Consider the following 21,591-nt stretch of genomic DNA (forward strand, 5'->3'; position numbering starts at 1 on the left):
GCCGAGCTCGTGGTAGCCGGGGAAGCCGCCCGCGCCGGATGTCACAGGCCGAGCAGCCGTAGCGGTACGGCGTCGGCCATCGCCTGGTTGCCGGCGTCGTTCGGGTGGATGTGGTCACCCGAGTCGTACGCGGGCAGCAGCCGGCTCGGCTGGGCCGGGTCGCGCAGCACCCGGTCGAAGTCGAGCAGACCGTCGAACTCGTCGCTGCCGCGCAGCCACGCGTTCACCGCCTGCCGGGTGGCCTCCTTCTCGGGCGTCCACACCCCCGGGTTGCCGTGCCCCTCGTACGGGGTCAGCGTCGACACGAGGCTGCGCAGGCCGCGCGCCTTCACCTGCTGGTTGACCTGCCGCAGCGAGGCGATGACGCTCTCGGCGGAGTCGCCCGACATCCAGATGTCGTTGATGCCCAGGTGGGTGATCACGGTCCGGGCGTCGGTCTGCGCGAAGACGTCCTCGTCGAGGCGGGCCAGGGCGTTGGGGCCGAGCTCGTGGTAGCCGGGGAAGCCGCCCGCGCCGGCCTCGGTGCCCTCGTGGTTGAGCCGGTTGCCGGCCAGGCTGAGGTTGAGCACGCCCGGGGTGCGCACGTCGGGACGGGCGTCGATGAGCCGGTCGGCGAGCAGGTCCGGCCAGCGCCTGTTGGCGTTGACGGTGCTGCCGTTGCCGTCGGCGATCGAGTCGCCGAAGACCACCACCGAGCCGGGGCTGTGCTTGCGCTGCACGTCGATGCCGGACAGGAAGAACCAGCAGCAGTTCGGCCGGATGGTGAACCCGGCGCCGTCGGCGGCGGAGGTGAGGTCGCTGGCGCCGATGAAGTTGGTCTGCCGGGACTGGCCGTGGAAGGTCACCGGCCCGGTCGGGGTCGGGAAGTGCACGGTGAGCACCAGGTCCTGCTGGTCGCCGACGGGCAGGGCGACGGGGTCGCTGAGCAGCTCGCCGCCGCGGTTCATGGTGGCCGCGGTGGCCCCGCCGAAGGTCAGCTCCCGTAGGGTCGAGGTGTCGATGTCGGACAGGTCGTCGGGGGTCGCGGTGTTCGGCTTCGCCACGGTGGCGCGGCCGACCCGGACGGCCTGCTCGCCGTACATGTTGCTCAGTCGCACCCGGAACTGCGGCCCGCCCACGCTGGTGTGCACGACCATCCGGACGCTCTGGTTGTTCAGGCCGTTGTTGGTCAGGCCGGTCGCGTTGCCCCGGGTGACCGCGGCCGCCCAGCTGCCCGCCCAGACCGCCCGCTGGTGGCGGGCCGCCTCGGCGTCCGACGGGCCGGCGCTGGCCACCACCGCCGGGGTGCCCGCGACCAGCAACGTGGCCGCGGACGCGATGACATGCCATCTCTTCGGGGTCGACATTGAACCTCCATCGTTGGCAGCCCAGGGCCGTCCACTGACGGCACCGCCTGGACGATGGTCCAGAAACCTAGCCGCCCCGTTTTACAGGCGTCAATCAACCTGATCGACGTGATCAAATGCCCTCCGGTCCGGCCGGAACGCCGTTCGGGCTCTGTCCCGTGACGGCCGGTGGTGCCTACGCTCACGGACGGCGGCGGTGCGGTCGCGCAGGCGCGCGCCCACCTGCCGCGCCGTCCCCGGGGGATGCCCGGAGGACGCCGATTTCTCCGCCGATGGGGGGCCGCCGGATGACTGACGGACCGGAGCGACGGGCCGGCTACGTGCACCGGGCGCTGGAGCTGTTCGCCGGCTTCGGCGACCGGGAGGCGCTGGTCGGCGGCGGGCGCCGGCTCAGCTACGCCGACGTCGCCGCCGAGGTGCGCCGGCTGGCCGCGACGCTGCACGGGCACGGCGTACGGCCGGGGGCCGCGGTGCTGGTCGCGCTCGGCAACCCGGTGGAGGGGCCGCTGGTGCAGCTCGCCCTGCACCTGCTGGGCTGCCGGACGATGTGGATCGCGCCGGTCACCTCCCGGCGCGAGGTGGCCGAGTTCGTCCGGCTGGCCCGCCCCGACGCCTTCGTCTACGACGCCCGCGACCCGGCGAGCCTGGGTCCGGAGCTGGCCGCCGGGCTGCCCGGCGTGCCGGTCTTCTGCCTCGGGCCGGGCGGCGCGGGCCCGGACCTCACCGCCGGCGCGGGCCGCGCGGACGGGGACGACCTGCCGGCGGAGACGCCGGTGCCGGAGTCCTTCCTGCAGACCAGCGGCACCACCGGCACCCCGAAGCTGGTGCACCACCGGGAGAGCTTCTACGCGCAGATCCTCGCCCTGGCCGCCGACTTCCGCGCCGCCGGGTACCCCCTGCTGCGGCACCTGTCGCACTCGCCGATGTGGCTGGCCAGCGGCCAGATCACCACGCTGTTCAACCTCTTCACCGGCGGCGTGCTCTTCCCCCGCGACGGCTGGGACCCGGCCCGGTTCATCGACACCGTCTCGCGGGAACGGATCAACTCCACCTTCGTCACCCCACCGATGCTCTACGAGGTGCTCGACCACCCGGCGCTGGACGGCGCGGACTTCTCCGCCATGTTCATGTTCAACGTGGGTGCCGGGCCCGCCGCCCCCGCCCGGCTGCGCCAGGCGATCGCCCGCTTCGGCCCGGTGCTGCGCATCGTGTACGGCCTCAGCGAGGCCGTCGTGATCACCGCCCTGCCGGGGTTGACCGACGACCCGGAGCACCCGGAGCGGCTGCGCTCCTGCGGCCGGCCGTACGGCGACGTGCGCGTCGAGATCCGCGCCGAGGACGGCACCGTGCTGCCGCCCGGCGAGAACGGCGAGGTGTGGGTGCACACCGACCTGCGCTTCGCCGGCTACCACGGCCAGCCCGAGCTGACCGCCGAGACGCTGGTCGACGGCTGGGTCCGCACCCGCGACATCGGGCACGTCGACGCCGACGGCTACCTCTACCTCGTCGACCGGTTGCAGGACCGGATCCTCACCCGACGGCGCAGTTGGCCGATCTACTCCCGCCCGATCGAGGACGTCCTGGCCGGGCACCCGCAGGTCCGCGCGGCCGCGGTGATCGGCGTGCCGGACGAGGTCGCCGGCGAGCTGCCGTACGCGTACGTGGTGCCGGCGCCCGACGCGACGGTGACCGCGCGGGAGCTGATCGACCTGGTCACCACCGCGCTCAGCGACACCTGGGCGCCGGGCGGGGTGGAGTTCGTCGACCGGCTGCCGCTCAACCGCTCCGCCAAGGTGGACAAGCGCGCGCTGCGCGCCCGGTACGCCGAGGCCCACCCCAGCGCGGTGGAGCACCCGGAGGCGTCGATCGGCACGCTGGCGTGACCCCCCGGCGGGAACTGACCGTCCTGGTCGCCGCCGACCTGATCTCGAACCTGGGCAGCCGGGTCTCGGTGGTGGCGATCCCGTGGCTGGTGCTGGAGACCACCGGCAGCCCCGCGAAGATGGGCGTGGTGGCCGCCGCCGAGACGCTGCCCTACCTGCTCTCCGGCGCGCTCGGCACGCCCTGGGCGGACCGGATCGGGCTGCGGCGCACCTCGATCCTGGCCGACGTGGGCAGCGCGGGGCTGATGGTCGCGGTGGCCCTCACCCCGTGGCTGGGCTTCGGCGCGCTGGTGGCGCTGGTCGCCGTGGTGGGCACGCTGCGGGGCGTCGGCGACCGGGTCAAGCACGTCATGTTCCGCCCGGCCGCGGAGGCCGCCGGGGTGCGGCTGATCCGGCTGACCTCCGTCTACGACGGGCTCGGCCGGATGGTCACCCTGCTCGGCGCGGGGCTGGGCGGGCTGCTCATCTGGTGGTTCGGCGTGACCCAGGCGATCCTCGTCGACGCCGCCAGCTTCGCCGTCTGCGCGCTGCTGGTCGGGCTCCTCGTCCGGCCGCCGGCGCCCCCGGCGGCGCCGGCGCGACCGGAGGGCTACCTGCGCGCGCTGGCGGGTGGCTTCCGCTACCTCGGGCACGACCGGATGCTGCTGACCATGCTGCTGGTGATCTCGGCGCTGAACATGGTGGTCAACGCGAGCGTCGCCGTCTACATCCCGCTCTGGGTGGCCGAGGTGCTGCGCAGCCCGGCCGGGTTGGGCCTGGTGCTGGGCGCGTTCTCGGCGGGCGCGCTGCTGGGGAACCTGCTGTTCACCGCGTTCGGCCCCCGGCTGCCCCGCTACCTGGCCTTCGTGGTCGGGGCGGCGGTCAGCGGCGCGCCGCGGCTGCTGGTGCTCGCGCTCAGCGAGGAGCTGGCGGTGGTGCTGGCGGTGACGTTCGCCTCCGGCATCGGCATCGCGGCGGTCAACCCGCTGCTGGGGGTCGCGATCTACGAACGGGTGCCGGCCGAGCTGCAGACGCGGGTGATCGGGCTGGCGGGGTCGCTGGCGTTCGCGGGCCTGCCGCTGGGCGCGCTGCTGGGCGGCTGGTCGGTGACCGCGCTCGGCCTCGTCCCCGCCCTGCTGGCGATGACCGCGTTCTGCCTGGTGGTCACCCTGCTGCCGCTGCTGCCCGGCCTGCGCCCCCGGCCCGCCGCCGCGCCGGCCGAGCGGCAACCGCGCGTCGTGGGTCAGGCGTAGGGTCGGGGCATGGCCACGTGGGAGGACGTACGCCGGGTCGCGCTGGCTTTGCCGGAGACGAGCGAGCACCCCTCCTATCAGGGGGCGCCGGCGTGGAAGGTCCGCGACCGGGCGTTCGTCTGGGAGCGTCCACTGCGCCGCGCCGACCTCGACGCCCTCGGGGCGGCGGCGCCCGACGGCCCCGTCCTCGGCGTGCGGGTGCCGGACCTGGGCGTGAAGGAGGCGCTGCTCGCCGACGACCCCGCCGTCTACTTCACCACCCCGCACTTCGACGGCTACCCGGCGGTCCTCGTCCGGCTGGACCGGATCGACGCCGACGAGCTGGCCGAGCTGGTCGTCGAGGCGTGGCAGGACCGGGCGCCGAAGCGGCTCGCGGCGGCGTACCGGGCCGGGCAGGCGGATCGCGCCTGACGTGCTGTCGGCTCGCCGGGCGGCGTCAACCCGGCAGCGCCGCCGAGACCGCCTCCTCCGGGGTGGACACGTACAGCGGGCCGGCGACGGGCGCGCCGTCGGCGCCGACGATCCGCCACCCGTCGAGCACCACCACCGGGATGCCGCCGCGCCGCAGGCCCAGGGCCACCTCGGAGAGCGTTCCCCACGAGCCGCCGACCGCGATCACCGCGTCGGCGCTCCACACCAGGATCGCGTTGCGCGCCTGACCCATGTTGGTGACGACCGTGGCCGACACCTCCGCCGCGGGGCCGGGGGCCGTGCCGTCGTCGGGGCGTACGCCGATGACCAGGCCGGCGCGGGCGCGGGCGCCGGCGGCGACGGCGGACATCACCCCGCCGCCACCTCCGCAGAGCACCGTCGCGCCGCGCTCGGCAAGCAGCTCGCCCACCCTGCGGGCGTGCGCCAGCTCGGCCTGCGACGCGGTCGCCGGCCCGCACACCGCCACCTGCACCATGCCGCCATGATGCCCGACGCGACGTGGCTCCCCGGCGGATGCCGCCGGGGACCCACGAGGTGGTCGGGTCAGAAGACGGAGACGCCGTAGCGGCTGAGCGCCTCGGTGACCGGCTGGAAGAAGGTCGTGCCGCCGGTGCGGCAGTTGCCGCTGCCGCCGGAGGTCAGCCCGAGCGCGGTGCTGCCCGAGTAGAGCGGGCCGCCGCTGTCGCCGGGCTCGGCGCAGACGTTCGTGGCGATCATGCCCCGGACGGTGCCCTCGGCGTAGCGGACGGTGGCGTTGAGGCCGGTCACGGTGCCGCTGCGGGTGCCGGTGGTGCTCCCGCGCCGGGTCACCTGCTGGCCGACGGACGCGTTCCCGGCGGCGGTGATGTCCTGCGAGCCCACCGAGCCGTCGATGGCGATCGAGGTGTTGGTGTAGCGGACGATGCCGTAGTCGTTGCCCGGGAAGCTGGTGCCGGTGCGGTCGCCGAGCTTGGTGCTCTGCGCCGAGTTGGCGTACCAGGCGGAGACCACGTCGGTGCAGTGCCCGGCGGTGAGGAAGTAGTAGGTGCTGCCGCTGCGCACGTTGAAGCCGAGCGAGCAGCGGTAGCCACCGCCGTAGATGGCGTCGCCGCCGGAGATCCGCATGCTCAGCGTGCCGGCGAGCGGGGTGATCCGGGCCGTGCCGCCGGCCGCGGCCACCGCGGCGCGGATGCGCGCCACCTGGGCGGCGCCGACCGTGCTGTCCACGCCGACGACCACCTGGTTGCCGACCGGGTCCACCCAGAGGGCGGTGCCCGTGACGCCCAGGTCCACCCGGGACTGGGCGGCCTCCAGGGCGCGGGCGCTGTGGGTGACGAGGCGGGCGACGCCGCCGGCGGCGCGGACCGTGGCGGCGGCCCGCTCGTCGGTGACGGCCACGACGGTACGGCCCGACGCGGCGTCCAGGTAGGAGCCGGCGGTGCGGTCGGGACCGAGGCCCGCCGCGAGGCTGGCGGCCCGGTCGGCGGTCAGGACGGCGGGCGCGGCGTGGGCCGGTGACACGGCCACGGTGGCGCCGAGGAGAGCGACGGTGACGGCGGACATCACACCACGTCGAGTGAGCCTCACGCGTACCTCCCGGGGAGGGCTGGACCGGCTGTCTGCCGATCGATGTAGACATATTCACACTGGTCAACGCGCACGTAAAGGGTGCCGGGCGGGGCGTTTGTTCGCCGGCCGTTCGTTCGTGGGCCGCCGGGGCGTCGGCCGCGCCGCCTAGCGTCGACCCGCATGACGACGTCCCCGACCGCCCGCCCGGCGGCCGCCGAGGTGACCGCCGTACGACGCATCGGCGACTCCGCGCCGCACAGCGCGTTCACCGACCTGGTCCGGCACGCGGGCGGCTGGCTCTGCGCGTTCCGGGAGGGCGCGTCGCACCTGTCCGCCGACGGGGTGATCCGGCTGCTCGCCTCCCCCGACGGCCGCTCCTGGGGCCCGGCGGCGGTGCTCGCCCGCCCCGGGTCGGACCTGCGCGACCCGCGCTTCGTCGTCCGGCCGGACGGCCGGCTGCAACTGCTCGCCGCCGCGGTCACCGGCGCGGGACCGAAGGAGTTCCGGACCCTGAGCTGGCTCTCCGCGGACGGCCGCCGCTGGGGCGAGCCCACCCCGGTCGGCGAGCCGGGCGTCTGGGTCTGGCAGGCGGCCTGGCACGCCGGGGCGATGTACGGGGTCGGCTACGCCACCCGGGAGCCCCGCTTCGTCCGGCTCTACCGCAGCGGCGACGGCGTCGACCTGCACCCGGTGCTGGAGACGCTCTTCCTCGGCGGCTACCCGAACGAGTCCGGGCTGGTCTTCGACCCCGACGGCACCGCCACCTGCCTGCTGCGGCGCGACCGGGAGACCGCCACGGCGCAGCTCGGCCGGGCCCGGCCGCCGTACCGCGACTGGGCCTGGACCGACCTGGGGGTGCGGGTGGGCGGGCCGGCCCTGCGCCGGCTCCCCGACGGCCGCCTGGTCGCGGGCGTACGCCTGCACGACGGCGCGGTGCGGACCGCGATCTGCGCCGTCGACCCGCGGCGGGGACGCCTGACCGAACTCGTCCCGCTGCCGTCGGGCGGCGACTGCGGCTACCCCGGCCTCATCTGGCACGACGGGACGCTGTGGGTCAGCTACTACTCCTCGCACGAGGAGCGCACGAGCGTCTACCTGGCGGAGGTCGCCCTGCCCGACGGGCCGCTGGCCGGGGACGACCCGGTCGACTAGCGTGCGCTCATGCCATTGACGCCGACCGAAGCGACGGACCCGTTCTGCCTGCGCGACGGGGAGAGCGCGGCGCTGCTGCGCGACCATCCGTGGCGGCGCTTCGCGGTCCTGGGCGACAGCGTGGCCGAGGGGCTCTGCGAGCCCGTCGACGGCTACCCCGACGTGCAGTGGGCGGACCGGATCGCCGCCGAGCTGCGCGCCGTGCGGCCCGAGCTGGCGTACCTGAACCTGGGGCTGCGCGGGCTGCGGGCGCACGAGGTGCGCGCCCGCCAGCTCGCCCCGGCGCTGGCGTTCCGGCCCGACCTGGCGCTGGTGGTGTGCGGCGGCAACGACGCCTTCCACCCGGCGTACGACGCCGACGCGGTCGACGCGGAGCTGACCGCGATGATCGGGGCGTTGCGGGCCGCCGGCGCGGACGTGATCACCGTCGGCATGTTCGACGTCTCGCACAGCCCGGCGGTGCCCGAGCGGCACCGGGCCGGTCTGGCCGAGCGGATGCGGCGGCTCTCCGCGCACACCGGGGCGCTCGCGGAGCGGCTCGGCACCCTGCACGTGCGGCTCACCGACCACCCGCTCACCGCCGACCCGTCGATCTACAGCAGCGACGGCCGGCACGGCAGCGCCCGCAGCGACGCCGTCGCCGCCGCCGAGACCGTCCGCCGCCTCGGCGCCCACCTGACCGGTCGACAGGCCCGCCAGCGGGGGTGACGCCCACCCCTGACGTGCTACCGGGTGAGATCGTCCGCCTGGACCCGGCGCACGCCACGGGCGATTGCAACTTCTCACCCTCGTCGCATTGACGCATGGAACTTCTTGCCGAAGTATGCGATCCATGATGCTTGATCGGTTGAGCCTCAGGGTCCGCCGTGCGCTGGCGTGCGTGCTGACGGGCGCCGTCCTGCTCGCGGTGGGGACGGCGCCGGCGTCGGCAGCCACCAGCCGCGTCTCCGCCGCGACGGCGACCCTGGCCGGCCATCCGGTGTGGGCACACTTCAGCAATCCGACGGCCGGCCGCGACTACACCATCCTGGCCGAGTTGGAGCGGTTGATCGACGCCGCGCCCGCCGGCTCCACCATCCGGGGCGCGATGCACTCCATCAGCGTGGACTCCGTCGCCGACGCCCTGCTGCGCGCCCAGAACCGCGGCGTCACCGTGATGGTGGTCGTCGACGGCAAGAACGCGACCTCGACCGATCCGGCCGTCGCGACGATCAGGAAACTGCGATACCACCAGTTCTGCCAGAACAGCAGCGGCGGCCGGGGCTGCATCAGCACCAGCGCCGCCGGCGACATGCACACCAAACTGTTCACCTTCACCCGCACCACCGACCCGAACGGCGTCGCCCACGGCAACGTCGTCTGGTTCGGGTCCAGCAACCTCACCTACGCCACCGGCCCGGACGCGTTCAACAACACCATCACCGTCTACGGCGACGCGGCGCTCGCCGCCGGCCTCGGCACCAACTTCGCCGACATGTGGAACCGCCGGCACTACAGCGGCAACGACTACTACGACTCCGCCTCCGGCCGGGGCTACTACCAGGCCGCCGCGGCCGACGCGTACGCGTCCCCGGAGGGCGTCGGACAGACCGACACCATCGTCACCCGCCTCAACGACCTGACCCCCGACGCCGACTGCCGGCTGCGCGTGGGCATGGCGGCGGTGACCACCGGCCGGCCGCAACTGGTCGACCTCGTCACCCGGTTCCGGGCCGCCGGGTGCAGGGTCTGGATGGTGATCGGTACGAACACCGACGGCAGCATCGCGATGAGCCGGTCCGTCTACGACGCCCTGCTCGACGCCGGCGTCTCCCTGCGCAGCCGGGCCAAGGTCCACGACAAGTTCTTCCTGGCCCACGGCAGGTACGGCAGCGCCTACCAGTACCGGGTCTACACCGGCTCGCAGAACTGGACCCAGGACGCCCTCAACGAGAACGACGAGATCTTCGTCAAGATGGCGCCGGAGAGCGGGGCCACCCGCCCGCTCTACGACGCCTACTACACGCACTTCAACGACGCCTACAACTCCGGGACGACCTGCACGAAGGCCAACTTCCCGTGCCGCTCCTGAGCCGCGCGCGGCGCGGTGGCGCGCCGGGATGACGTCCGCCCCTCCCCCGGCGCGGCACTCCGCCACGATCACTCCCAGCGGAAGCAGCGGGCGGCGAACCCGCCCAGCACCACAATGAACGCCACCAGCACGGCCAGGTGCGTCACCGTGGGCCAGGAGCCCGCCCAGGCGTCCTGCACGGCCAGGGACGCGGCCCCCAGCGGGGTGAAGTCGGCGATCCGGCGTACGAGATCGGGCATCAACGGCCCCGGCGTCCACACCCCGGCGAAGAACATCATCGGGAAGTAGATCAGCTGACCGATCCCCATCGAGGCCCGGGCGCTCGGCGTGACCGCCGCCACGAGCAGCGCGAGGGCGCACATCGCGCCCGCCCCGAGCGTGAACGCCAGCACGAAGCCGGCCGCGTTGCCGGGCGGCGGGACGTCGAAGACGGTCGCCGCCACCAGCCAGGCCAGGCCGCACGCGACCAGCAGCGCGGCGACGTTCACGGCCACCTGCGCGACGAGCACCGCCGTCGGCGAGACCGGGGTGGTCGACAGCCGGCGCAGGATGCCCCGCTCGCGGTAGCTGCCCACCACGTTCAACAGCGTCATCATCGTGACCGTCGCGATGGCCAGCATCATGGTGATGGGCAGGTATGCCTCCAGGGGAAGGCGGCCGTCCAGCTCGTCGGCCGGCTCCCGGAACCCCGGCATGGCCAGGCCGAGCACCAGGATCAGCAGGGCCGGGAACGCGACGGCGAAGAAGGCGCCGACCGGATCCCGGAGGAACAGTTTCGCCTCGACGCGGATGATCTTGGAAAGGGTGACCATCAGAGGCTCCTGGCAGAGGTGAGGGCGAGGACCGCGTCCTCGAGGGTGGGCCGTTCCACGCCGGGCACCCGCGCACCGGCGATCAGGTTGCGGGGAGTGTCGACGGTGACGACCCGGCCGGCCGCGATGACCGCCAGCCGGTCGCAGAGCCGCTCCGCCTCGTCCATGAAGTGGGTCACCAGCACGACCGTGACGCCACGGTCCCGGACCTGCCGGACCAGCTCCCACGTGTCCCGCCGGGCCTGCGGGTCGAGCCCCGTGGTCAGCTCGTCGAGGATCGCCACCGACGGGTTGCCGACCAGCGCGAGCGCGATCGACAGCCGCTGCTTCTGGCCGCCGGAGAGCTTCGCGAACACCGTGTTCCGCTTGGGGGTCAGCCCCAGCTCGTCCATCAGCTCCCGCCAGTCGGCCGGGTGCGGATAGAACGAGCTGTACAGGTCCAGCGCCTCCCACACCCTGATCCGATCCGGCAGCCGGCTCTCCTGGAGTTGGACGCCCACCTTCCGGCGCACCGCCGCGCGGTCCCGGCGCGGGTCCAGCCCCAGCACCCGCACCGTCCCGGCGTCCGGGGCCCGGAGCCCCTCGATGCACTCCACGGTGGTGGTCTTGCCGGCGCCGTTTGGGCCGACGAGCCCGAAGATCTCGCCCTCGTCCACGCTCAACGACACGTCGGCGACGGCCACCTGATCGGCGTAGTGCTTGCGGAGGTTCCTCACCTCGATGACTGACATGCCGAGAACGCTAGGAATTCCACCGGTCGCCGAGAATGGGTCCAGCCACCCGGTGGGGGTGTACCCAGCCCCACCCCTGGTCGGTACCCTCCCCCAGTGCGGCGGCGGTCGGTGAAGCGAAGACTCGGGCCGTGACCCGCTTCGCGCTCGCCCTGCCACGTTGCGCCGCCCTGGTGGTCCTGTCCGTCGCCGGGTTCGCCTACGGGCAGCTCCTCGTGCTCGCCGCCACCCTGGTGGTTCCCTACCCGCTCGCCGTCGCCGGGCAGTTCCGGTTGACCACGCTGGGCCGCCGACTCGCCCGGGCATGGGGTGGGGTCGACCTGCCCGACCCCGTCCGGTCTCCGCCGCCCGCGCCGCACCGGCGCGCGGACGGCTGGTACGCCCACGACGACACGCTGTACCGCTCGCCACGGGTGCCGGCGTTCCTGCTGAAGCTGGACCACTACGCGAAGGACCCGACGATGGTGCGGGAGTGGCTGTGGCTGATCCTCACCCCGGTCCTCGGCGCGGTCCCGCTCCTGGTGCCGCCCGCACTGGTCGCGTCCGGCGCGTTCCTGCTCGCCTCGCCCCCGTGGACTCCCGCGTGGTCGGTGCCGGCGGCCGTCGGCGCCGTCGTGGCCGCGTTCCTGCTCGCGCCGGGCGCGCTGCGGGCGTACGGATCGTGGGCCGGTGCGGTGCTCGGGACCGGTGAACGGCCGCGGTCGGCGTTCCGCCGGTGGATCAGCCGCGCCTCGGCGACGACCTGGCGGGGAGCCGGCCTGGCCGGGCTGTCCCTCGCCGCGTTCGGCGGCCTGCTGCTCAACCTGCTCGCCGCCGCCGTGTCGTGGGGCGGGCTGCTGCCGTACACCCTGCCGGTCACGCGGTCACTGGTGGCGCTCTACCGGCGCCGCGTCAGCCGGTGGACGGGCTCCGACCTGCCCGCACCGTACCGGCCGTATCCGCCGCCGCCCAGTCCGGGCGAGGACGGCAACTACCGGGTCGGGCGGGTCCTGTACACCGATGTCGTGGCGGCCGTCCAGGGTCAGCGGCCCCGGTGGCTGCTCGGCGACCCGGCCACCTGGCGGGACCAGCTGTGGTCGCTGGGCGCGGTCGTCCTGGCCCCGCTCTCGTTCGTCCCGGGGGTCCTGGTCGGCTTCGGGTTCTACGCCCTGTTCTGCCAGCCCCTGACGTGGGCGGGCTGGGCGGTGCCGATCGGCCTGTCCACCGGACACTGGGTCACCCCGTTCTACCTGTGGTTCGGCATCGAGCATGTCGGCCTCGTCGCGCCGTGGTTCCCGGACTGGGCGAGCATGCCCGTCGGGCTGGTCATGACGTTGCTCGGGCTCGGCCTGGCCGGCCCAGTGATGAGGCTGCGGCTGTGGTGGGACCAGCTCCTGCTCACCCCCACGGCGGCCACCGTGCTCGCCTCGCGGGTCGCGCACCTCGCCACGACCCGGGCCGACGCCGTCGGCGTGCAGGCGGCCGAGCTGCGCCGCATCGAACGTGACCTGCACGACGGCGCCCAGGCCCGGCTCATCGCCGTCGGGCTCAGCCTGGCCGCCGTCGCACAGCTCATGGAGACCGACCCGGCGCGGGCGCGACGGCTGCTGGAACAGGCGCAGGAGACGTCCGCCGCCGCGCTGGCCGAGCTGCGCGACCTCGTCCGCGGCATCCATCCGCCGGTGCTGGCCGAACGCGGACTCGGCGACGCGATCCGGGCGATCGCGCTCGACACCCCGCTGCCGGTGGACGTGGACGTCGACCTGCCGGGCCGGTTCGAGGCGCCGGTCGAGTCGGCCGCCTACTTCGTCACCTGCGAGGCCCTCACCAACGCGGCCCGCTGCGCCGCCCACATCTCGGTGTCGGTGTCGCACCGCGACGGGGTGCTCCGGATGGTCGTGACCGACGACGGTCCCGGTGGGGCCGACCCGGCCAGGGGCACCGGGCTGCGCGGCATCCAACGGCGGCTCGCTACATTCGACGGGGCCATGAGCCTGCACAGTCCGCCCGGCGGACCCACCGTCGTCACCATGGAGATCCCGTGCGCGTCGTCCTCGCCGAGGACCTCCACATCCTGAGGGATGGACTGGTCCTGCTCCTGGAGAGCCACGGCTTCACCCTCGCCGAGGCAGTCGGCGACGGGCCGGCACTGCGCGCCGCCCTGACCAGGCACCGCCCCGACGTGGCCGTCGTCGACGTACGGCTGCCGCCGACCTTCACCGACGAGGGCCTGCAGGCGGCGCTGGCCGCCCGGCGCGAGATCCCCGGTCTCCCGGTGCTGGTGCTGTCCCAGCACGTCGAGCAGCTCTACGCCCGGGAACTGTTGGCCGACGGGGCCGGCGCGGTCGGCTACCTGCTCAAGGACCGTGTCCTCAACGCCGACCAGTTCATCGACGCCGTCCGCCGGGTCGCGTCGGGCGGCACCGCGATGGACCCCGAGGTGATCGCCAAGCTGCTGACGGCCGGCGGCACGGCCTCACCCCTGGCCCGCCTCACGCCGCGCGAACGCGACGTGCTGGAACTCATGGCCCAGGGCCGGTCCAACGCCGCCATCTCGCAGCGGCTGTTCCTCAGCGAGAGCGCCGTGGGCAAGCACACCGCGAGCATCTTCGACAAGCTGCGCCTCCCCCCGTCCGCCGACGACAACCGGCGCGTCCTCGCCGTCCTCACCTACCTCAACGACGCCTGACCCGGCGGAGGCGCGATCGTCGCGCCCCGACCCGCGCGCGACAGCGGTGCAGCCTCGTGGAGGGTCAGCCGGTCGAGGCCCTTCTCCGTGCGGCGGGTGATGCCCGGCCCGGCGTCGATCACGCGGTCGTGACGCCCGGCGTGCCCCCCGCAGCGGTGGGGAACGAATCAGGCAGCAGGCGTCCCGCCGCGCGGTGCGACCACGCGGCGGCGCCGGGCGAGGAGCAGCACGATTGCGCCGCCCGCCACCAGGGCGAGACCGGTTCCCGCGACCAGTCCGGCCCGCGGCCCGGTGATCGGCAGCTCGCCCCCGCCGCCGCCACCACCGCCGTCGTCGCCGCCGGCACTGCCGCGCGCGGCCACCAGGACCGCGAACCCGTCCCGGTTGTCGCTGTCGTCCACGTCGGCCGCCGGCACGGCGACGGCGTTCGCCGGCAGCTCGGTGCGCTTCAGGCCGGAGCGGGCATCCGTCCGCTCGGCCAGGCCCTCGACCTGCACCGTCCCGCCCGCCAACGTGACGGGTGCCTTGCTGGAGGCCGCCACCGTCACCAGGTCGTGCAGCTCGACGGCGGAGTGGCTGCCGTCGGTCGGGTCGGTGTCCTGGCCGACCGGTACGAGCGCGAGCGTGTCGTAGGTGCAGACCGCCGACCGCCCGTCGTCGGCGACCGCGCACTCCTTCGGCGGTCGGGTGAACTCCACCGCCTCGGGCAGGCGCAGCGTGACCTTGACGCCGCCGACCGCCTTCCGGCCCTGGTTGACGATCCGGTACCGCAGCGCGCCCGTCTCACCCGGCTGCAACGTCCCGGTGGGTTCGAGCCGGCCGCCCGCGCCGACCCGCACCGACTGCTTCACGTCCGGCGCCACCACCGACAGGTCCGCCACGGGGTCGTCGACCACCCTGAGCGTGAACCATCTGCGGGCGCTGGTCTCCATCGGTTCGTCGCCCCAGGCCATGCCGGCCTCGACGGAGAACCTGCCTTCGTAGGGCTGGTCTCCCTGGACGTGGATGTCGATGGGAAGGTCCACCGTCTCGCCGGCTGCCGGCAGCAACTCCGGAAGGACGCTCGACTCGATCCGGCAGTACCAACCCCAGGCGTCGCCGTCGCACTCGCCGGAGCCACCGCCCTCCGGCCACATCAGGGAGATCCTGTCCGGCCAGTCCGCCTCGCCGGGGCGGACGTAGAAGATCACCTGACTCGGCGTCCTGTCGGTCAGGTTGGTGAGTCTGAGGTGGACCCGCTTCTTCGTGACCCCCAACGGCATCGTCGTACCGGTCAGGTCGAACGTGAACCTCGGATCCGCACCCGCCGCCGGAGCGGGACCGGCGGGGACGGCCAGCCCGGCGAGGACGAGCAGCACCGCGCCCGTTCGCGACAGCCACCGACGACCAAGACTCATGGCGGACTCCTTCAGTGGTCGAGGATCCCATCCAAACCGTTCGCATCGACTCTTGCAAACGTCCTACCGGCGAGGCGTGCGGGATCCGCCCGCACCCCTCGCCCGGTCACCGGCGGGGCGGCCGAACCGCCGCCCCGCCAGCACCCGCACGCCGCGTCAGTCGACCACCAGGAGGCCGGAGAGGAGGACGCCGCGGGCCAGGTTGAGCACCGCGTCGCAGCCGGGGAAGCCGGTGCGGATGCAGGCACCCGCCGGCCGGCGGCCGAACAGGTACGGGGCGATGCTGTACGGCACCTCGGCGCTGACCGTCTCGCCGGTCTCGATGTGCACGAAGTCCAGCGGAACGTCGTCGGCCCGCACGTACTCCTGGAGGATGAACCCGCCCCGCTCGACGGCCCGGGTCAGCCCGTCGCGCCACGCGTCGGCGTCGGTCTCCCGGCCGATCAGCACGTCCACCCCGGCGGAGCCGTCGGCCGGCTTGGCCACCAGGTCGCGCCGGTCGGCCACCGCCCGGTCGAGCAGATCCGCCGTCAGCGACCACGTCCGCGGCACGTACCGCTGGATGAGGTCCCGGTCCGGCGGCGCCAGCGCGTCGGCGTCCTCCCAGAGCCAGGCGAAGGCCCGCTTGTTGGCGATCAGCCACGCCGCCGCCGACACCCACATCGGCACCGTCCCCGCCGCCAGCCCCGCCTCCAGGGCGTCCACCCCGGCGCTCGGGGTGACCCGGTTGGGCACGAAGAGGCGGAACACCCCGTCGACCGGGGCGCCACCGGCGACCAGCCGCTGCCGGTCGTCCAGCGTCACCTGGGAGACCGGCGCGATGACCAGCTCCAGGCCGGACGCGGCGGCCCGCTCGACCACCGGCGACAGCAGCCGGAAGAAGCGCTGCGGGTCGTCCAGGCCGGGGTACTCGGCGTCGAAGTCGATCAGCATGGCGACCCGGGCCCCGTCGGGCAGGCCGAGCCCGGCACGGATCGCGGCGAACCGCTGGTCCACGGCCGACGGGGCCGCCGACAGGCGGATCCGGTCGGTGAGGCCGCGCCGCCGGTAGACGTCGACGAAGCGGCGCACCGTGGTGTCCGCGTCGAACGCCCCGCCGAGGCTGCTGTCGATGTTGTACTCCACGAACCGGGGCACCCCGTCGGAGAGCAGCACGTCCGGGCGGAACGCGTCCAGCAGCGCCTCGGTCAGCGGCTCGGCGTCGTCCAGCAGCCGGGTCTCGCCGTCGGGCACGTTCAGCAGCCGGCGCAGCTCGCCCGCCGTGCCGGCCCGCCGCCGGCACGCCTCGAAGATGAGCTGGGCGAGGCGGTCGGAGACGGCGTTGAGCACGCCGAGCGAGGTCTCGTCCATCACCGGCGGCCGGGCCAGCCGCCACTGCTTGTTGTACGTGGCGCGCCCGTCGAAGATGTCCCGCCAGGACTCGGCCCCGGCGGCCACCATCTCGGCGCGCACCGGCGCGGGCAGGTCGAGCCACGCCTGCGCGGCGGAGGGCCAGCGGTAGTCGGCGTCGATCACTTCAACCGTCCTTCATGACGTGTTGGATGGCGGCCAGGAGTTGCTCGCGGCTCGGCTGCACGGCCCGGTCCAGCGCCGGGGCGAACGGCAGCACCGCGCCGTCGGGGCGGGTGACCCGGCGCGGCGGCGCGACCAGCCGCACCCGCTCGACCATGGTCGCGATGATCTCCCCGGCGATACCGCAGGAGCGGTTGGAGTCGTCCACCACCACCAGCCGACCGGTGCGCGCCACGGACTCGGCGAGCCCGTCCCAGTCGAACGGGTACAGCGTGCGCGGGTCGAACACCTCCACCGACACCTGGTCGGCCACCTCCTCGGCGACGGCGAGGGCGTCGTGCACCAGGTGCCCGACCGCCACCACGGTCACGTCGTCGCCGAAGCGGTGCACCCGGCCCCGGCCCAGCGGCACCGGCGCGAGCGCGGCGAAGTCGACGTCGTCGCGGACGTCCAGCGCCCCGGCCGGGGCGAAGACCACCACCGGGTCGTCGCAGCGCACCGCCGACACCAGCAGCCCGTAGGCGTCGGCGGGGGTGGCCGGCACCACCGTGGTCACCCCGACGTGGGCGAAGAGGCTGTACGGGTGGTCGGAGTGCTGCCCCGCCCAGCCCGTCCGGGAGCCGGAGCCCGGCACCAGGTAGGTGACGGGCGCCGCGCACTGCCCGCCGGTCATCAGCGGGAACTTGTGCGCGTGGTTGACGATCTGCTCGAAGACCAGGAACAGCAGCGACGGGATCTGGAACTCGACCACGGGCCGCATCCCGGCGAGGGCGGCCCCCGTGGCGAAGCTGGTGAACGCCTGCTCCGACAGCGGGGTGTCGAGCACCCGCTCCGGGCCGAACCGCTTGAACAGCCCGGCCGTGACGTTCGAGGCGGCCACCCGGATGTCCTCGCCGAGCAGGAACACCGACTCGTCGCGGGCCAGTTCGTCGGCGAGGGCCCGGGTGAGCGCCTTGCGGTAGGACAGTCTGGGCATCTACCCACCTCCGGTGCGGGCGGTCAGGCCGCTGGCGTACAGGTGCGCCAGGGCGTCGGCCGGATCCGGCTCGGCGCCGGCGAGGGCGAACTCGACGGCCGCCGCCAGGGTGGCTTCGACCTCGGCGTCGACCTCCGCCCGCTGGTCGGGGGAGAGCCGCCCGCCCTGGATGTCGACCGGGTCCCGGGCCCGGCCCCGGGCCACCTCGTCGGGCGGGCGGTAGTCGAGGCGTACCGCGTGCTCGAAGGTGTGGTGGGCGTCGAACCGGTAGGTGCGGGCCTCGATCAGCTCGGGGCCGCCGCCGGCGCGCATCCGGTCGACGGCGGCCGCCGCGGCGGCGCGTACCGCCTCCGGGTCCTGGCCGTCGACGACGGCGGCCGGGATGCCGAACGCGGCGGCGCGGCCGGGGATGCTGCCGGCGACCGCGCCCGCGACGGGCATGGTGGTGGCGTAGCCGTTGTTCTCGCAGACGAACAGCACCGGCACCCGCCACAGCGCGGCCAGGTTGAACGCCTCCAGCAGCATCCCCTCGTTGACCGCGCCGTCGCCGAAGAAGCTCACCCCCACGACGTCGTCGCCGCGGCGGCGGCGCGCCCACACCGCGCCGGTGATGATCGCCCCGGACGCGCCGACGATGGCGTTGGCGCCGAGCACGCCGACACCGAAGTCGGCGGCGTGCATCGAGCCGCCCCGGCCGGCGTTGAGGCCGGTGACCCGGCCGCACAGCTCGGCGAGCATCCGCGCCGGGTCGGCGCCCTTGGCGAGCACGTGCCCGTGCCCCCGGTGGGTGCCGGCGACCACGTCACCGGCGCCCAGCGCGGCGCACACCCCGGCGGCGATCCCCTCCTGTCCCAGGTACGGGTGGATGCCGCCGACGATGTGCCCGGAGCGGACCAGCTCGATGGCCCGCTCCTCGAACCGGCGGATCAGCCGTACCGTCCGGTAGAGCCGGACCGGGTCGGCGTCGGTCACCGGTCGCGTCCCTCCTTGACGGCGGCGAGGATGTCGTCCCAGAGCTTCGCCCGGGCGGCGAGCGCGGCGTTGACGGTGTCCGCGCACTCCTGCCACTTGGTGTCGTCGTCGCCGCACAGGTCGGCGAGCATCTGCATCGCCATCGGGGTGTGCTGCTCGCCGTCGACCTCGATGTGCCGCTCCAGGTAGTCGACGAACGTGTGCAGCTTGCGGCTGCGCTCGTTGACGGCGACGACCTGGGTGAACATGTCCGGGATCAGGTCCTCCCGGCCGAAGGCGAAGGCCGCGGCCTGGCAGTGCACCGGGGTGCTTTCGATGATCCGCCAGGTGGTGGCGGCGAACGCCGCGGACGGCGCGGGCACGCCCGCGTCGACCAGCGCCTCGGCCACGGGCCGGCCCGCCCGCAGCAGGTCGACCAGCTTGTCCACGGCCGTGGTGTCGGCGCCGGCCTCCCGCATGCCCCGCACGTACAGCTCGAAGTGGCTGAGGTAGCCGTCGCCCAGCTCGTCGCTCTCCTCCACCATCACGATGTCGTTGATCAGGCGGCGGCTGCCGGTCGGCCCGGTCGGGATCCACGGCACGGTGACGCAGGTGAGCTGCCGCTGCAACGACTTCAGCAGGGACATGAAGTCCCAGACGGCGAAGACGTGGTGCTCCATGAAGGTGACCAGCGCCTCGTGGGTGTCGAGGTTGGCGTAGAGCGGGTGCCGGACCACCACGTCGCGGCGGTCGGTCACCGCCTGCTCCAGCCGCTCGATGCCCGGGTGGGTCCTACCCCAGTCGTAGCGTGACATGTCAGCCTCCCTGCGGGGCGCGGTGGCGCCAGATGACCGGGCAGTACTCGGGGTCGGCGTAGTCCGGCCGCCCGTCGGGGGTGCGGCGCACGAGCACGTCGTGGTTGTACGCGGCGAGCGTGCCGTCGGAGAGGGGGAACTCCCGCCAGGCGTTGTCGCCGTCCTGCAGGTGCAGCGAGATCGCCCGGCGCGGGCGGCCGCTGACGTTGGCGCCGCTGCCGTGGTAGGTGCGGCAGTGGTGGAAGCTCATGTGCCCCTTGGGGATCACCATCGGCACCTTGCGGATCTGGGCGCCGTTGTGGGCCGCGTTCTCGGCGAGCATCTCCTCCAACTGGTCGCGGTCGCGCTCGGCGAAGTGGCGCACCACCGTGTCGTCGGCGCCGATCTCCTTCCAGCGGTGCGAGCCGTCGACCATGGTGATGGTGCCCATCTCCTCGCCGCAGTCGTGGAACGGGATGAACGCGGTGAGCATGTTCTCCGACGACGAGGACGCCCAGTAGTGCTTGTCGAAGTGCCAGGGCACGATGTTGGACGGTTCGCCGGAGATCGGCGGCTTGTAGATCAACGTGGACTGGAAGACGCGGATCTCGGTGGCCCGCGCGAGCCGGGCCGCGACCGCGCCGATCAGCGGCTTGCGCAGGATCGCCCCCAGCCCGTCGTGCTCGTGGTGGACGTAGTCGTTGTGCCGTTGCACCGCGCCCTTCGACGGCTCCCAGTAGGCGAGCTTCGGCGGGCGCACCGGCAGGCGGCGGTCCCGCTCGCCGTCGTAGTAGCGGTCGGCGGCCGCCGTGAGGGCGTCCACCTCGTCGTCGGTGAGCAGTTTCTTCGACAGGTACCAGCCGTGCTCGGCGTAGAAGGCGACGTCCTCGTCGGACGGGAGCAGCGCCTCCTCCTCGGCGGTCAGTGTCGGCTCGAACTCGGTCGTGGTCACGCCCGCACCTCCTGCGGTGTCGCGGCCGCGACGGCGGGGATCGCCCCCGCCGCGGCCAGTTCCCGTTCCTTGGCCTCGTAGAGCGCCTTGATGTTGCCGCTGCCGAACGTCCGCGCCCCGCGCCGCTCGATCAGCTCCAGGAAGAGCGTGCGGCGCACGTGCATGGACTCGGTGAAGATCTGCAGCAGTTGCCCGCCGTGGTCGCGGTCGACCAGCACACCGAGGTCGCGCAGCCGCTCCAGCGGCGCGTCCACCCGGCCGACCCGCGCCTCCAGGGCGTCGTAGTAGCTGCGGGGGGTGCCGGCGAAGCGCACCCCCCGCTCGGCGAGCGCGCCGACGGCGGTGACGATGTCGTCGGTGCGCAGCCCGAGGTGCTGCACCCCGGCACCGGCGTGCTGGTCGAGGAAGGCGTCGATCTGCCCCGGCCGGCGGCTGCGGTCCGGCTCCAGCAGCACCAGGGTGACCCGCCCCGAGGGGCTCTGCACCACCTTCGAGTTCATCGCCTGCCCGGCGACCTCGATGTGCTCCTCGAAGATCTCCGCGAACCCGAACACCTCCCGGTAGTGCCGGACGGTCTCGTCGAGCTGGCCCGGCGGCACGCAGACCGCCAGGTGGTCGATCTCGGCGAGCAGCTTGTCGTCGCTGCCGCCGGCCGGGGGCGTCATCTCGACCGCCCCGGGCAGGAAGTCGCCCCGGTCGCCGCGCCGGGACACCAGGCGGTGCAGCACGTCGCCGAAGCCGCCCACCTCGGCGGTCACCACCTCGGCGTCCGCGCCGGTGTGGGTGGTCGGTGGCGTCACCCCCGCCGCCCCGCGGCGCACCAGCTCGGCGTACGCGGCGGCGGCGTCGTCGACCTCCAGCGCGACCACGGCGATGCCGTCGCCGTGCCGCTGCACGTACCGGGACGCGGGATGCTCGGCGGTGAGCCCGGAGGTCAGCACCATCCGGATGTCGGCGTGGCGCAGCAGCAGCGACCGCTGGTCGGCCAGCCCGGTCTCGGGCCCGCCCTGGCCGCAGAGGTGGAAGCCGACCGCCCGGCCGAAGTAGAAGGCCGCCTGCCGGGCGTCCCCCACGTAGAGTTCGATGTGGTCTATTCCACGGATGTCCATGTCCTCAGCCCTTTCCACGGGTCCC

Annotated in this window: 19 protein-coding genes and 1 pseudogene; 8 read left to right on the plus strand and 12 right to left on the minus strand. The window is 74.0% G+C overall.

Annotated features, from left to right (window positions below):
• Positions 1-41: 41 nt before the first annotated feature.
• Positions 42-1,319: an SGNH/GDSL hydrolase family protein gene (locus ACSNOB_RS12425; RefSeq protein WP_436686843.1), complete on the minus strand. Its 1,278-nt coding sequence runs from the start codon at positions 1,317-1,319 to the stop codon at positions 42-44.
• 314 nt (positions 1,320-1,633) lie between these two features.
• Between ACSNOB_RS12425 and ACSNOB_RS12430 the strand changes: the two genes are divergently transcribed.
• From ACSNOB_RS12430 to ACSNOB_RS12440, 3 genes are read left to right on the plus strand one after another with little or no spacing between them, the layout of a single operon-like run.
• The gene (locus ACSNOB_RS12430; RefSeq protein WP_436686796.1) at positions 1,634-3,229 is read left to right on the plus strand and encodes a class I adenylate-forming enzyme family protein; all 1,596 of its coding nucleotides are present in this window, start codon (positions 1,634-1,636) and stop codon (positions 3,227-3,229) included.
• Positions 3,226-4,461: an MFS transporter gene (locus ACSNOB_RS12435; protein WP_436686797.1), complete on the plus strand. Its 1,236-nt coding sequence runs from the start codon at positions 3,226-3,228 to the stop codon at positions 4,459-4,461. The genes ACSNOB_RS12430 and ACSNOB_RS12435 overlap by 4 nt, the downstream gene beginning before the upstream one ends.
• Before the next feature lie 9 nt (positions 4,462-4,470).
• A complete protein-coding gene (locus ACSNOB_RS12440; RefSeq protein ID WP_436686798.1) occupies positions 4,471-4,872 on the plus strand; it encodes an MmcQ/YjbR family DNA-binding protein in 402 nt (133 codons plus the stop codon).
• A 25-nt stretch (positions 4,873-4,897) separates the two neighbouring features.
• Here ACSNOB_RS12440 and ACSNOB_RS12445 read toward each other — a convergent pair whose 3' ends face one another.
• Both ACSNOB_RS12445 and ACSNOB_RS12450 read right to left on the minus strand, forming a co-directional pair.
• A complete protein-coding gene (locus ACSNOB_RS12445) occupies positions 4,898-5,368 on the minus strand; it encodes a dethiobiotin synthetase (RefSeq protein ID WP_436686799.1) in 471 nt (156 codons plus the stop codon).
• A 68-nt stretch (positions 5,369-5,436) separates the two neighbouring features.
• Positions 5,437-6,435 carry a trypsin-like serine protease gene (locus ACSNOB_RS12450; protein ID WP_436686800.1) on the minus strand — a complete coding sequence of 333 codons (999 nt, stop codon included), beginning with the start codon at positions 6,433-6,435 and terminating at the stop codon, positions 5,437-5,439.
• A 186-nt stretch (positions 6,436-6,621) separates the two neighbouring features.
• On the opposite strand from ACSNOB_RS12450, the gene ACSNOB_RS12455 reads away from it, so the two are divergent.
• The 3 genes from ACSNOB_RS12455 to ACSNOB_RS12465 all read left to right on the plus strand — a co-directional run bounded on the left by ACSNOB_RS12455 (position 6,622) and on the right by ACSNOB_RS12465 (position 9,664).
• Positions 6,622-7,593, plus strand: coding sequence for an exo-alpha-sialidase (locus ACSNOB_RS12455; RefSeq protein ID WP_436686801.1), 972 nt, complete (start codon positions 6,622-6,624; stop codon positions 7,591-7,593).
• A 9-nt stretch (positions 7,594-7,602) separates the two neighbouring features.
• Positions 7,603-8,301 carry an SGNH/GDSL hydrolase family protein gene (locus ACSNOB_RS12460; protein ID WP_436686802.1) on the plus strand — a complete coding sequence of 233 codons (699 nt, stop codon included), beginning with the start codon at positions 7,603-7,605 and terminating at the stop codon, positions 8,299-8,301.
• 139 nt (positions 8,302-8,440) lie between these two features.
• Positions 8,441-9,664 (plus strand): phospholipase D-like domain-containing protein, encoded by a 1,224-nt coding sequence (locus tag ACSNOB_RS12465; RefSeq protein WP_436686803.1) that lies wholly within the window; start codon positions 8,441-8,443, stop codon positions 9,662-9,664.
• 68 nt (positions 9,665-9,732) lie between these two features.
• On the opposite strand, the gene ACSNOB_RS12470 is transcribed toward ACSNOB_RS12465, so the two are convergent.
• Both ACSNOB_RS12470 and ACSNOB_RS12475 read right to left on the minus strand, forming a co-directional pair.
• On the minus strand, positions 9,733-10,476 hold the full coding sequence (locus ACSNOB_RS12470) for an ABC transporter permease (RefSeq protein WP_436686804.1): 744 nt from the start codon (positions 10,474-10,476) through the stop codon (positions 9,733-9,735).
• 74 nt (positions 10,477-10,550) lie between these two features.
• Positions 10,551-11,207 (minus strand): annotated as a pseudogene (locus ACSNOB_RS12475) (ABC transporter ATP-binding protein); the annotation flags it as partial.
• Positions 11,208-11,338: 131 nt separating this feature from the next.
• On the opposite strand from ACSNOB_RS12475, the gene ACSNOB_RS12480 reads away from it, so the two are divergent.
• Both ACSNOB_RS12480 and ACSNOB_RS12485 read left to right on the plus strand, forming a co-directional pair.
• Entirely contained in the window at positions 11,339-13,264 is a 1,926-nt protein-coding gene (locus ACSNOB_RS12480; RefSeq protein ID WP_436686805.1) for a sensor histidine kinase, read from the plus strand.
• The gene (locus ACSNOB_RS12485) at positions 13,228-13,875 is read left to right on the plus strand and encodes a LuxR C-terminal-related transcriptional regulator (RefSeq protein WP_436686806.1); all 648 of its coding nucleotides are present in this window, start codon (positions 13,228-13,230) and stop codon (positions 13,873-13,875) included. The genes ACSNOB_RS12480 and ACSNOB_RS12485 overlap by 37 nt, the downstream gene beginning before the upstream one ends.
• A gap of 167 nt (positions 13,876-14,042) precedes the next feature.
• Here the strand turns inward: ACSNOB_RS12485 and ACSNOB_RS12490 are convergent, their stop codons facing one another.
• The 7 genes from ACSNOB_RS12490 to hppD all read right to left on the minus strand — a co-directional run bounded on the left by ACSNOB_RS12490 (position 14,043) and on the right by hppD (position 21,566).
• Positions 14,043-15,272: a hypothetical protein gene (locus ACSNOB_RS12490; RefSeq protein WP_436686807.1), complete on the minus strand. Its 1,230-nt coding sequence runs from the start codon at positions 15,270-15,272 to the stop codon at positions 14,043-14,045.
• A gap of 156 nt (positions 15,273-15,428) precedes the next feature.
• Positions 15,429-16,787 carry a hypothetical protein gene (locus ACSNOB_RS12495; protein WP_436686808.1) on the minus strand — a complete coding sequence of 453 codons (1,359 nt, stop codon included), beginning with the start codon at positions 16,785-16,787 and terminating at the stop codon, positions 15,429-15,431.
• Position 16,788: 1 nt separating this feature from the next.
• Entirely contained in the window at positions 16,789-17,760 is a 972-nt protein-coding gene (locus ACSNOB_RS12500; protein WP_436686809.1) for an alpha-ketoacid dehydrogenase subunit beta, read from the minus strand.
• Positions 17,761-18,732 carry a thiamine pyrophosphate-dependent dehydrogenase E1 component subunit alpha gene (locus ACSNOB_RS12505; protein WP_436686810.1) on the minus strand — a complete coding sequence of 324 codons (972 nt, stop codon included), beginning with the start codon at positions 18,730-18,732 and terminating at the stop codon, positions 17,761-17,763.
• Positions 18,729-19,526: a DUF3050 domain-containing protein gene (locus tag ACSNOB_RS12510; protein WP_436686811.1), complete on the minus strand. Its 798-nt coding sequence runs from the start codon at positions 19,524-19,526 to the stop codon at positions 18,729-18,731. The genes ACSNOB_RS12505 and ACSNOB_RS12510 overlap by 4 nt, the downstream gene beginning before the upstream one ends.
• A gap of 1 nt (position 19,527) precedes the next feature.
• Entirely contained in the window at positions 19,528-20,457 is a 930-nt protein-coding gene (locus ACSNOB_RS12515; RefSeq protein ID WP_436686812.1) for a phytanoyl-CoA dioxygenase family protein, read from the minus strand.
• Positions 20,454-21,566, minus strand: a complete 1,113-nt coding sequence (gene hppD, locus ACSNOB_RS12520) for a 4-hydroxyphenylpyruvate dioxygenase (protein WP_436686813.1) — start codon at positions 21,564-21,566, stop codon at positions 20,454-20,456. Before hppD ends, ACSNOB_RS12515 begins: the two co-directional genes overlap by 4 nt.
• Positions 21,567-21,591 lie beyond the last annotated feature (25 nt).

The organism is Micromonospora sp. URMC 106, assembly GCF_051386395.1.
Classification (GTDB): Bacteria; Actinomycetota; Actinomycetes; order Mycobacteriales; family Micromonosporaceae; genus Micromonospora.

What these genes read in the sequence shown, in the direction of transcription:
- ACSNOB_RS12500 (WP_436686809.1), bottom strand. Translation starts at nt 17,760, where the DNA reads ATGCCCAGACTGTCCTACCGCAAGGCGCTCACCCGGGCCCTCGCCGAC.
- ACSNOB_RS12445 (WP_436686799.1), bottom strand. Translation starts at nt 5,368, where the DNA reads ATGGTGCAGGTGGCGGTGTGCGGGCCGGCGACCGCGTCGCAGGCCGAG.
- hppD (WP_436686813.1), bottom strand. Translation starts at nt 21,566, where the DNA reads ATGGACATCCGTGGAATAGACCACATCGAACTCTACGTGGGGGACGCC.
- ACSNOB_RS12460 (WP_436686802.1), top strand. Translation starts at nt 7,603, where the DNA reads ATGCCATTGACGCCGACCGAAGCGACGGACCCGTTCTGCCTGCGCGAC.
- ACSNOB_RS12490 (WP_436686807.1), bottom strand. Translation starts at nt 15,272, where the DNA reads ATGAGTCTTGGTCGTCGGTGGCTGTCGCGAACGGGCGCGGTGCTGCTC.
- ACSNOB_RS12455 (WP_436686801.1), top strand. Translation starts at nt 6,622, where the DNA reads ATGACGACGTCCCCGACCGCCCGCCCGGCGGCCGCCGAGGTGACCGCC.
- ACSNOB_RS12470 (WP_436686804.1), bottom strand. Translation starts at nt 10,476, where the DNA reads ATGGTCACCCTTTCCAAGATCATCCGCGTCGAGGCGAAACTGTTCCTC.
- ACSNOB_RS12430 (WP_436686796.1), top strand. Translation starts at nt 1,634, where the DNA reads ATGACTGACGGACCGGAGCGACGGGCCGGCTACGTGCACCGGGCGCTG.
- ACSNOB_RS12440 (WP_436686798.1), top strand. Translation starts at nt 4,471, where the DNA reads ATGGCCACGTGGGAGGACGTACGCCGGGTCGCGCTGGCTTTGCCGGAG.
- ACSNOB_RS12450 (WP_436686800.1), bottom strand. Translation starts at nt 6,435, where the DNA reads ATGTCCGCCGTCACCGTCGCTCTCCTCGGCGCCACCGTGGCCGTGTCA.
- ACSNOB_RS12510 (WP_436686811.1), bottom strand. Translation starts at nt 19,526, where the DNA reads ATGTCACGCTACGACTGGGGTAGGACCCACCCGGGCATCGAGCGGCTG.